This is a genomic window from Nostoc sp. 'Peltigera membranacea cyanobiont' 210A (assembly GCF_002246015.1).
Lineage (GTDB): Bacteria > Cyanobacteriota > Cyanobacteriia > Cyanobacteriales > Nostocaceae > Nostoc.
On the sequence record NZ_NOLJ01000004.1, the window covers coordinates 405,622 to 418,007 of the forward strand.

Below are 12,386 nucleotides of genomic sequence, written 5' to 3' on the forward strand. Positions count from 1 at the left end.
TAATTTTTGAAATCAAATTTTTAGTTTTTAAGAGAGGTTTTTTCATGGCTGAATTCAAAATCAATACTTACACCAACAGCAATCAAAGTAACCCCACAGTAGCGATGGATGCCGATGGGGACTTTGTTATTTCCTGGAGTAGCTATACTCAGGACGGGTCTAGCAACGGGATATATGCCCAACGCTACAACAGTGCTGGGGTCGCTGTTGGGGGCGAATTCAAAGTCAATACTTACACCAACAGCACTCAATATAACCCCACAGTAGCGATGGATGCCGATGGGGACTTTGTTATTTCCTGGAATAGCTATGGTCAAGACGGGTCTAGCTGGGGGATATATGCCCAACGCTACAACAGTGCTGGGGTCGCTGTTGGGGGCGAATTCAAAGTCAATACTTATACCAACAGCGATCAATATAACCCCACAGTAGCGATGGATGCCGATGGGGACTTTGTTATTTCCTGGAATAGCTATGGTCAAGACGGGTCTAGCAATGGGATATATGCCCAACGCTACAACGGTGCTGGGGTCGCTGTTGGGGGCGAATTCAAAATCAATACTTACACCAACAGCAATCAAAATACACCCACAGTAGCGATGGATGCCGATGGGGACTTTGTTATTTCCTGGACTAGCCTTGGTCAGGACGGGTCTGGCTATGGAATATATGCCCAACGCTACAACAACCCAGTAATCACCTCTGGTTCTATCTCTGCCTTGGCCTACACCGAGAACGCCACAACAGCCATCGACTCAGGCATCACCGTTAGTGATGTAGACTCCGCTAACCTAGTTAGTGCCACCGTCAGCATTACCAGTAGTTTCGTCTCTGGTCAAGACATTCTCGCCTTCACCAACCAAAATGGGATTATCGGCAGCTACAACAGCAGCACAGGCGTTTTAACCTTAACTGGCAGTGCTACCATTGCTAACTATCAAACTGCACTGCGTTCCATTACTTATACCAACAGCAGTGACAACCCCACTACTACACCTCGTAACGTCAGCTTTGTCGTCAATGATGGCACTGCTGATAGTATCGCCCTTACCCGAAATATTAATATTACGGCAGTCAATGATGCACCCGTTACTACTGCCACCAACCCTGCTTTGGCATATACCGAGAACGCCACAACAGCCATCGACTCAGGCATCATTATTAGTGATGTAGACTCACCCATCCTGGCTAATGCCATCATCAGCATTACCAGTAGTTTCATCTCCGGTCAAGACATTCTCGCCTTCACCAACCAAAATGGGATTACCGGCAGCTACAACAGCAGCACAGGCGTTTTAACCTTAACTGGCAGTGCTACCGTTGCTAATTATCAAACTGCACTGCGTTCCATTACTTATACCAACAGCAGCGACAACCCCAATACTACACCTCGTACCATCAGCTTTCTAGTTAATGATGGCACTGCTAATAGTACTGCCGTTACCCGCAATATTAATATTACGGCGGTGAATGATGCGCCCGTTGCTATTGCCACCAACTCTGCTTTGGCATACACCGAGAACGCCACAACAGCCATCGACTCAGGCATCATTATTAGCGATGTAGACTCCCTCAACCTAGTTAGTGCCACCGTCAGCATTACCAATGGTTTCCTATCTAGTGAAGATACCATCGCCTTCACCAACCAAAATGGGATTACCGACAGCTACAACAGCAGCACAGGTGTCTTAACCTTAACTGGCAGTGCCACCGTTGCTAACTATCAAACTGCACTGCGTTCCATTACTTATACCAACAGCAGTGACAACCCCACTACTACACCTCGTACCATCAGCTTTCTAGTTAATGATGGCACTGCTAATAGTACTGCCGTTACCCGCAATATTAATATTACGGCGGTGAATGATGTTGCCGTTGCTACTGCCACCAACTCTGCCCTAATATACACCGAGAACGCCATTACAGCGATCGACTCAGGCATCACCCTCAGCGATGCAGACTCCCTCAACCTAGTTAGTGCCACCGTCAGCATTACCAGTGGTTTCCTATCTAGTGAAGATACCATCGCCTTCACCAACCAAAATGGGATTACCGGCAGCTACAACAGCAGCACAGGTGTCTTAACCTTAACTGGCAGTGCCACCGTTGCTAACTATCAAACTGCACTGCGTTCCATTACTTATACCAACAGCAGCGACAACCCCACTACTACACCTCGTACCATCAGCTTTCTAGTTAATGATGGGACTGCTAATAGTACTGCCGTTACCCGCAATATTAATATTACGGCGGTGAATGATGCGCCCGTTGCTATTGCCACCAACTCTGCCCTAATATACACTGAGAACGCCATTACAGCGATCGACTCAGGCATCACCGTTAGTGATGTAGACTCCGCTAACCTAGTTAGTGCCACCGTCAGCATTACCAGTGGTTTCGTGTTTGGTGAAGATACCCTCGCCTTCACCGACCAAAATGGGATTACCGGCAGCTACAACAGCAGCACAGGTGTCTTAACCTTAACTGGCAATTCCAGCGTTGCGAATTATCAAAACGTGCTGCGTTCTCTTACTTATACCAACAGCAGCGACAACCCCAATACTACACCTCGTACCGTCAGTTTTGTAGTTAGTGATGGGATTGCTAATAGTACCGTCGTTAACCGCAATATTAATATTACGGCTGTGAATGATGCGCCCGTCGCTGTTAACGACAGCATCACCACAAACAAAAACACACCTATTGTCATTAACGCTACTACTCTGTTGAGCAACGATACAGATGTGGATGTCATTGACGTATTGAGTATTACTAGCTTCACTCAAACTAGCCAAGGAACTTTAGTTGACAACGGTAATGCTACTTACACTTATACTCCTTCTCAAAACTATTCTGGCTCAGACAGCTTCACTTACACCATAAGTGATGGACATGGAGGCACTAGCACTGCTACCGTCAACTTGACCATTAATCAAATCACCACCAATGTGATTAATGGCACTCCAAATGCAGATAACCTGACTGGTACGGTGAATATGGATATCATCTCAGGATTGCAGGGCAATGACACACTCCTTGGACTAGGTGATAATGACACCCTTGATGGCAGCGATGGAAATGATTTATTGGATGGTGGTACAGGAGATGATAGTCTCATCGGTGGCAAAGGCAATGACACTTATGTTGTGGACAGCCTTGGTGACACTATTGTTGAATCCGCCAATGCAGGCACAGATTTAGTCAAGTCTTCAGTGAGTTGGGTATTGGGAAATAACCTGGAGAACTTGACCCTGATTGGAAGTGGGGCAATCAATGGTACTGGTAACAGCCTTAATAATATCCTGATTGGAAATACTGGCGCTAACAGCTTGAGCGGAGAAGCTGGCAACGATAACCTCTTTGGTGATTCCGGCAATGACACATTGTTGGGTGGTGCAGGTAATGACACCTTAGATGGAGGGTCGGGAGCTGATAGTCTGATTGGTGGAATCGGTAATGACACTTACATCGTAGACAACCTCAACGATACTATTACAGAAGGCTTAAATGCAGGCACAGATTTAGTTAAGTCTTCGGTAACTTGGGTGTTAGCAGATAACCTAGAGAACTTGACCCTGACTGGAAGCGGGGCAATCAATGGTACTGGTAACAGCCTTAAGAACATCCTGACGGGAAATACTGGCGCTAACAGCTTGAGCGGAGAAGATGCCAATGACACCTTATTGGGCGGTGCAGGCAATGACACCTTGTTGGGGGGTTCCGGTGATGACAGCTTGGATGGAGGTGCAGGGATTGACAGTCTGATTGGTGGAATCGGTAATGACACTTACATCGTAGATAACCTGAACGATATTATTATTGAATCCGCCAATGCAGGCACAGATTTAGTTAAGTCTTCGGTAACTTGGGTATTAGCAGATAACCTAGAGAACTTGACCCTGACTGGAAGCGGGGCAATCAATGGTACTGGTAATAACCTCAATAATATCTTGGCGGGAAATACTGGTGCTAACATCTTGAGCGGAGGAGATGGCAATGATAGTCTCTTTGGTAACTCAGGTAATGACACCTTATTAGGCGGTGCAGGCGATGACACCTTGAATGGAGGTGCAGGAATTGACAGTCTTGTTGGTGGAGTCGGCAATGATATTTATATCGTAGACAACGTGAACGATAGTGTTATTGAAGTCTTAGATGCAGGCATAGATTTAGTCAATTCTTCGGTTACTTGGGTGTTGGGAAATAACCTGGAGAACTTGACTCTGACTGGAAGCGGGGCAATCAATGGTACTGGTAACAGCCTCGATAATATCCTGACGGGAAATACTGGTGCTAACATCTTGAGCGGAGGAGATGGCAACGATAACCTCTTTGGTAACTCAGGTAATGACACCTTGTTAGGTGGTGCAGGTGACGATCTACTCACTGGTGGAATTGGTCGAGATGTATTGACTGGTGGAACTGGGCGAGATGGCTTCAACCTGGCTACTAGCCGTACTGGAGGCTATGATACGATCGCTGATTTTACTGTTGGAGAAGATACTATCTTCATTTACAGTACAGAATTCGCACTGGGTCAATCTCAAAATACTACGCTCAATCCTAGCTTGTTCCGACTTGGTACCAGTGCCACAACAACAGGCGATCGCTTTATCTACGATCAATCTACGGGGAACCTATTCTTTGATAAAGATGGGATTGGTAGCGCTGCACAAGTTCAGATAGCCCTGTTCTCGAATCAGGTAGCGCTTACTAGTGCAAATATTACTGTGATTGCCTAACGCCATCTGACTATTTTTAATATACAAGCTTGGGTTTAGCAACAGCGAAACCCAAGCTATAAATTTAAAATCGAATGATTTATTTTTTGGTAGTCCCTGAATCAGGTTGGCAAATAGCCACTCTATATTCAACCTGTATTTTCAATCAATTACACAAAGCACTGTAATCTAATTAGTGCCCGGTTGGGTTGGAACAACTGGTTGAGTTGGAACAACTGGTTGGTTTGGAAATGGGGTAGTCTCTAAACTTGGACTTGAACCCGCAGGAATTATCGTTGGCGGTGTAGACGAAGATGAAGCACCGATAACACTATCATCAGCACTAATACAAGTATCTAGCGCTTGAGTAGCGGGAAAGTCGATTTGACTACGCAAGCCAACCACACACTGACCAAAGCGCACGGGTAACAAACTGCGTCCACAATAATCTAAAACTGTCGGATTAGCTTCTTCCTTAGTACTTAAGCTGACACCAACTACACAGGTTGCTAACTCTTCAGGACGCCGGGCCTTCCCACAAGAAGAAAGCGCATCTGTCGCAGCAATTTGGGTTTCCTTATCAATTTTCACCACACAAGCAGCCAAATCTTTTGGACGCAATGCTGCTGCACAACCTTCTGATGCCGCTTCTGCGTTTACACCCACACTCAAAAGGCGACCCGCACAGACACTATAATCATTCCTGTAGGAGGCAGCAACAGCCACATTAGGCAAGATTGTTAAACATCCAGCTATAGCCAAAACTGGTAATGTTAAAATCCTGGAGGTGGAACTGCCTTGTTTGTTCTTAACTCTGCTAACCACTTTTTTGCTCATTGACATTGACATTGCCATTCTCCAAACACCCAAAGTTATGCTAACTCAAATATCTTAAAAATCCTCTGTAATTCAAGAATTTCAGAGGTAGTAAAGTATAGACATAATTAATTATGTCGAAAATTGTGTTAATATAGCTGTTTGAAAGATAAGTAGGCAACGTAAAAGGTATTTCAGAGTAAGAATACTGCGTAAACCAATCTGATGATTGAGTAGCCTACAAAACTAAATAAACACAAAAAAGTTATTGGCAGAAGTACGGCGTGACAGGCCGGAATTCAGGCTTGGAAGCTAGTATGTCGGTACCGACTTAAAGCAACTGGCGTAAAAGTTGATGCCTCTACTTTGGTAGGATACGTCATACCAAGGCAAGCAGCCTCACAAAACCAAGAATCCTCTGATTTTTAATCGGGGGAATGTCAAAATGGAATGTTTGGGTAAAGTTTAAACAGGATTAGATTAAGGAAACTCATGTCCCGATATAGAGGGCCCCGCCTCAGAATTGTCCGCCGCTTGGGCGACTTACCAGGATTAACTCGTAAAAGTGCCAGACGCGCTTACCCACCTGGTATGCATGGCCAGAACCGCAAGAAGCGCTCTGAATATGCTATCCGTCTAGAGGAAAAGCAAAAGCTCCGCTTCAACTACGGTTTGACTGAAAAGCAATTGCTACGTTATGTGCGGAAAGCCAGACGTGTTACTGGTTCTACCGGACAAGTGCTGCTGCAATTGCTAGAGATGCGCTTGGATAATACCGTTTTCCGCTTGGGTATAGCCCCGACTATCCCAGCAGCTCGTCAACTGGTAAATCACGGTCACGTAACTGTTAACGGTCGTGTGGTGAATATTGCCAGCTACCAATGCCGTCCTGGCGAAGTAATTGCCGTCAGAGATCGGGCACAATCCCGGAAGTTGGTGGAAGCTAACTTGCAATATCCCGGTTTGGCCAACCTCCCCAGTCATTTGGAATTTGACAAAAATAAGTTGGTTGGTAAAGTCAACAGCGTTATTGAGCGCGAATGGGTGGCACTACAAGTTAATGAACTACTTGTGGTGGAATACTACTCACGACAAGCGTAATAGTCATTTGTCCTTAGTCATTTGTCCTTAGTTATTTGCAAAGGGCAAATGACCAATTACTATCCGCCAATTTGCGACATGGTGCGGGTGTATGTACCTAAATTACCAGAATCGCGTTGTTTAAAGTTAATTTCTGGCTTATTTGCGAGTAAATGTCTAACCTGCTCTTGTAATTGAGCGGTGCTGACACCAGAACGCAAAGCCGTTTTTAAATCTATTTGACCAGTTTCATTTAATAAACAGGGACGCAGCCAGCCATCAGCACTTAGGCGCATCCGATTACAACGATCGCAAAAACATTCTGACATCTGACTAATAAATCCCAGTGTCCCCTTCGCACCAGGAATTTGAAAGACATCAGCAGGGCCAGCACCACGAACTTGTGATTCTGTCAAGCCCCAGCGATCGCGAATACGTTCTCGTAAATCGGCTGAAGATACCCAACCGCGATCGCCAAATAAATGCACATTACCAATGGGCATAAATTCAATAAATCGAACGTGCCACTGTTTATCAATTGTCAGGGCGGCTAAATCGAGTACTTCGTGGTCATTAACGCCGGGAATCACCACCACATTCAGCTTCAGGGGGTCGAATCCGGCTTGATGGGCTGCTTGAATCCCCTGCCAAACTTGTTGCCAACGAGAACGCCCCTGATTACCGATAATTTGGTCAAAAATATCAGGATCGAGAGAGTCAAGACTAATATTAATTCGTCGCAAACCAGCATTGTAAAGGTTTTGTGCCATCGGAGCCAGCAAAAAACCGTTGGTCGTCATTGAGAGGTCTTGAGTTTGGGGTAAAGTTGCGATCGCACCGACTAAATCCACCACACGCGGACGCAATAAGGGTTCTCCACCAGTCAAACGAAATCGGGTAAAGCCTACTGGAATAAATACCTCTTGAATTAAGGTGAGTAGTTCTTCATCAGTCAATAACTGTTGCTTGAGAATATAGTCCAGTTCTACTCCCTCTGGCATACAGTACTGACAACGAAAATTGCAGCGATCGATTAAGCTAATGCGGAGGTAGTCTACCTGGTTCATCGTTTTATTTTTATTGTCTCTGATTAATTAAAGACTTCACAAAGGTGGTTTACCCCTTCCTACTATCTTTGTTGTAACTCAAAATACCGTACTCCCCCTTAAGTATGAGTCCACAGATTGTGGCATAATAAGCCGATCGCATCCACTAGTTAGTCATCAATCGTGCAAGATACCGACACCATCAACGACCTTGCTGCTGCTTTACTACAGCCAGCCGATATCAGCTTTGAACTGCCCGATCCAGAAGATGAGCAGATTCTAGAGTCAGATTTTCAACAGCAGCTAGAAATAGCTTGGCAGGTATGCGATCGCTTTGATTTGCAAACTGAAATCTGGCGGGGGCGAATTTTACGGGCGATCCGCGACAGAGAAAAAGTGGGTGGTGACGGACGCGGTACTGGCTTTCTCCGATGGCTAAAAGAGCGGGAAATCAGTAAAAGTCAAGCATACTCCTGGATTCAACTGGCGAATAGTGCCGATACTCTAATTGAAGATGGTAAACTTGACCCCGGATCTGTGAATAACTTCAGTAAACGGGCATTTGTCGAAACCTCCAAAGCATCCCCAGAAGTGCAACAGATGGTGAGTGAAGCCGCCCAAAAAGGCGATCGCATCACTAGGCGAGAAGTGCGTCAACTCAGCGATGAATGGACAGCCATGTCCTCAGATTTATTACCCGAATCAGTCAAAGAAAAAGCAGCAGATAACACCCTTCCCCCACGCTACATTGCCCCTCTGGTGAAGGAAATGGAAAAACTGCCAGAATCCCATCAAAAGTTTATCCAAAAGGAAATAGCTGCCAATCCTGATGTGGATACCCTGAAACAGGTAACTACCGAAGCGCGTAACTTGGCGAAATATCTGAAAGGGGCGGCTCAAGTTCAGGCGCTGACACAGGAGAATATTGACATTGAAACAGCCTTAGAAGAAGCGCAAAGAGTCGGCTGTTTGAGCATTGCTGCTGATTTGGTAAATCAAGCATCGCAAATTGAACAAACGATCGCTAAATTGTACATGACTTGGAAACGGATCGGTAATTTAGCAGATCGATTATATGTAGATACTGGCGCAAGTACACCCAACTTGCGATCGCTCCTCACTTGCTTAGAACCTCTGGGTGGTGAAATCATGGAATTGCAACTTAGTGGTGCGACTGAACACACTGTTCGTTTGCAAATTCAGGAGACGAGTTAGGGGGTAGGTATTGCGCTTGACCGTAAAGTTACAAAATATCGCTATATCTCAGATTTTAATGAGCAGCGCAAGATGTAGCGGTGAGCGAGGAGTTATGGGGCGATTCTGTGGGTACTTGAGCAACCAGAACCACGTTCCCATTGGCATCGATTACCCATCCTTGGGCTTCTACAATTTGAGTAGGTTCATTGACAGGATTAACCTTCTGTGATTTTTCTTCTGTGTTTCGCTGCGCCTGAACAACGGCTCTTTTCTGAATACCGCCAGCACCATTCTGGCTCTCTGGAGAGAGGGCGATCCAATCTGCCAATACTGCATCATCAGCTATCAATGGCTCCGTGGGATCGGCTACTAGTCCTCCACGTCCAGTCGTAATAAATGAATTTCTTGCTATTTTTCCACCAGAACTACAACTAGCAGCAATTTGCTGAGAAGCATCAACCAGATTTACGGGTAGTTCTACTAATCCTTTACTGGGGTCAGCATCCGGTGAGTTAATTTGTACAGTGCCATTTAATGAAGGGTTTTGCTGAGAAAACGCGGTGATGTCACTTGTTTCCAGGTTCTTCGGGTTTGTTTCGCCTGTTGGATCGAGCCTCTCTACGTCTGCACCTGTGCGAGGCACAAAACCAAAAAGGTTCTTAGCGGTGATTGTGATTTTACCACCAGGGCCAGAGAAGCCGTTGGCGGTGATATCGTTATTTCCGAAGGGAGTGGCGACGAGGAAGCCATTAGGTGCTTTGATGCTGATATTACCGCCAGTTTTATCACCCTCTGCATTAGTGGATATTTGACTCTTGCGGCGCATCAGTAATAAGTCCCGCACCTGTAGCAAAATATCACCGCCCTGACTCGACTTACTAGTAGATGTGAGTGTTCCTTCGTCGAGCAGGATGGAGTGAGCAGTTATATTAAGTTCACCTGCGGAACCTAACTTACTTGCATCCCCCGGGTTAGTGACATTTTTTGGAATTTCACTGCTCAGATTGATTGCAGCTCCATCTCGAATAATCAATTTTCCCGTATCGATTGTCACTTTCCCTGCATTTCCGGAACCTTGAGTTCTAGCCCATAAACTGCTGGGAAACTTTGTTGGTGACATTCCAACTAGCTCGACTTCAGAGGCTGTGATAGTTAAATCACCTGCGTTTCCTGTTGCTGGTTGAAGTTCATTATATTGAGGGGGTAAACGTTCTCCAGTAGATGCTACTGATAGCTGCGCCCCAGCTTGAATACTCAACCTCTTAGTGTTAATCGTGATGTCACCTGCATTTGCGGTAGCAAAAGTTTCGCTAAACAAACCACTGGACACAAAATTATTTGGTATAGAATAGCCACCAATCAGTTCCACAGATTCGGAAGCGTTCACAATCAAATTTCCCCCCACGCCCTTGCCGCGTGTAGAAGTGCCTAATTGTGCGCCATCCTGAACAATTAATTTATCAGTACTAATGGTTATATCTTTACCACCTCTGTCACCTGTAGTTTGACTTATCAAGCGTATACGATGACCTCTCAGTTCTACGGACTTTGCTTGTACCTGGATACTACCACCACTCTCACCGCTAGCATCTACCTGAGATGGAATTCCAGAACCGTCAGTTCGCGGAATAAGTCGAATATTTTGGAAATTTTGCACATCTTCATATCCCAAACTCCAGCCTTGGCTTATTGGTTCCAGACTGACTAGACTATTGTTAGCGACACTTCCTAGCTCAATTCGTCCCGATGCAGCTGTTAAATTTCCGCCATCCAGCGTTATTTCACCGCCTATCAATGCTAAGGTTTTGCCTGGCTCGACTTGTAGACCAACAGGTCGCTCAAAGATATTAGTTGTTTTACCATTGCCATCTGGATTCTTTGCTTGGGATTGATTTCGGATTGGAGCCGCAGTTGCTCCGAATTGTAAACCAGTGGGAAGACTTACTGTCAACAGGGGTGCGGTTTGGGTATCGCTGGCACTAAACTTTGTCCCATCAGCAAAGTTCAGACTACTCGCCGTACTCGCTACAAATGAACCTCTAATTTGTAAAGAAGCATTGGGGCCAAAAATAATTCCGTTGGGATTAATTAAAAAGAGGTTAGCTGTGCCGTTAACTTTAAGGATGCCATCAATACTAGAGATAGACTTACTAGTTACCCGACTAATAATGTTTTGAACATTGCCAAAATATTGAAAGTCAGCCGTACTATCCTTAATTAAGGAAAACTCCTTAAAACTGTGGAACAAATTGTGTCCATCTTGGGATAGGGTTCCACCTTCAATAATTGTGACGTTGCCTTGTGGTATAATGCGAGAATTCTCAGGTAGAGTTCCATCCGGGGTAATTTGGGCAATAGCAGAGTTGGCAAAAAAAGTCATTAAACTAACTATTGCAACTCCTAGCCCTTGACACCAATCCCAAAGATTGCTCATATCAGATGTTGATCCCTTTAAAAACTACCAGATACTTAACATTATTTGCAAACAACATTTCGATAGAGACATAAGATTTTTGTGCCTCTACAAATAGCTCGTATTCAAGGGGACAAAGAAAGCAATAACTAACTGAAAATATTCTGATCAATTTAACTGCTGATAATACATATTAGAGATAATGAAATTGTAATTTTATACAATTAATTACGAAAAAAATGTAATTTCCATTATCATCGTATTATTTAGTTTTTTCATAATTTGATACGACAACAGTTAAGTTGATAATACTATTACGGTGAACTACAGAAACCTTCTGGGGGACACCAATCTAATTCCACTATCTTATTAGGTCTCTGGAACAGAGCTTTTTCTGTAAAGTCTTTAGTTTTATGCTTCTCAGAAATATTACTGTTATCTTGAATTTTATTTAGGTCAATAATGCACTGAAACTTTAGTATTTTTTCTTCTGAAATACCATACTTTTCTAATATTTCCCCAAAATTAGCTTTCTTCAAGTTTTTAATAAATTCTTGCTGGATTTCCTTTTGTAAGTTTTGCAATGATTCAGAATCAATGGCTGTTTGCTGTGAAGTTTGAGGTTCCATGACTTTTACTTTCCTTGCAGACTGGTAAATGTGTAAAATTATTTTGCGGTGTACTAAATAAGGCGTATTTGATTAGTACAGTTTGATAACGAAGGAATTAAGAATACAGAATCTAGAGTGGCATGAAAGCATTAGGTTTCTAAAGCTCTTGTGAACTCCCATAATTATGACTTCAGTTTGACTAGTTATAATTACGCACCGTGTAACAAAACTTCATATATTTCTGCCGGATTTCTTTAAAGGATTGATGAATCTGGCTACTGAGCGTTTATCATTCAGAGAGAATCGAGTAATTGATATGTTCTCAAGTCTCACACTCTGCTTACAGTTTGAATAACCTCACAGGCTTTATTAAGCCGATCGCTTATATAAAGTTCATTGCGAATTAGCGATATCTACGACGATCTACGCCAACGCACTGATTTAATGGAAAGAGCGATCGCTTGTATAAAGTTCATTGCAAAGAGGCGATATCTACGATGGG

The 12,386-nt window shown here is 44.2% G+C and carries 7 protein-coding genes; 3 read left to right on the plus strand and 4 right to left on the minus strand.

Annotated elements, in window-relative coordinates; translation table 11 throughout:
* Positions 1-44 precede the first annotated feature (44 nt).
* Entirely contained in the window at positions 45-4,742 is a 4,698-nt protein-coding gene (locus tag CDG76_RS36160) for a beta strand repeat-containing protein (protein ID WP_143854090.1), read from the plus strand.
* 168 nt (positions 4,743-4,910) lie between these two features.
* Here the strand turns inward: CDG76_RS36160 and CDG76_RS14740 are convergent, their stop codons facing one another.
* The gene (locus tag CDG76_RS14740) at positions 4,911-5,570 is read right to left on the minus strand and encodes a hypothetical protein (RefSeq protein WP_094349732.1); all 660 of its coding nucleotides are present in this window, start codon (positions 5,568-5,570) and stop codon (positions 4,911-4,913) included.
* Between the two features lie 459 nt (positions 5,571-6,029).
* Here CDG76_RS14740 and rpsD point away from each other — a divergent pair, with 459 nt between their 5' ends.
* On the plus strand, positions 6,030-6,638 hold the full coding sequence (gene rpsD, locus CDG76_RS14745; RefSeq protein WP_094349733.1) for a 30S ribosomal protein S4: 609 nt from the start codon (positions 6,030-6,032) through the stop codon (positions 6,636-6,638).
* A gap of 59 nt (positions 6,639-6,697) precedes the next feature.
* Here rpsD and moaA read toward each other — a convergent pair whose 3' ends face one another.
* A complete protein-coding gene (gene moaA / locus CDG76_RS14750; protein WP_094349734.1) occupies positions 6,698-7,684 on the minus strand; it encodes a GTP 3',8-cyclase MoaA in 987 nt (328 codons plus the stop codon).
* Between the two features lie 162 nt (positions 7,685-7,846).
* Here moaA and CDG76_RS14755 point away from each other — a divergent pair, with 162 nt between their 5' ends.
* A complete protein-coding gene (locus CDG76_RS14755; RefSeq protein ID WP_094349735.1) occupies positions 7,847-8,878 on the plus strand; it encodes a hypothetical protein in 1,032 nt (343 codons plus the stop codon).
* 55 nt (positions 8,879-8,933) lie between these two features.
* Here the strand turns inward: CDG76_RS14755 and CDG76_RS14760 are convergent, their stop codons facing one another.
* Both CDG76_RS14760 and CDG76_RS14765 read right to left on the minus strand, forming a co-directional pair.
* Positions 8,934-11,294, minus strand: coding sequence for a filamentous hemagglutinin N-terminal domain-containing protein (locus CDG76_RS14760; RefSeq protein ID WP_094349736.1), 2,361 nt, complete (start codon positions 11,292-11,294; stop codon positions 8,934-8,936).
* 293 nt (positions 11,295-11,587) lie between these two features.
* Positions 11,588-11,902 (minus strand): hypothetical protein, encoded by a 315-nt coding sequence (locus CDG76_RS14765; protein ID WP_094349737.1) that lies wholly within the window; start codon positions 11,900-11,902, stop codon positions 11,588-11,590.
* Positions 11,903-12,386 lie beyond the last annotated feature (484 nt).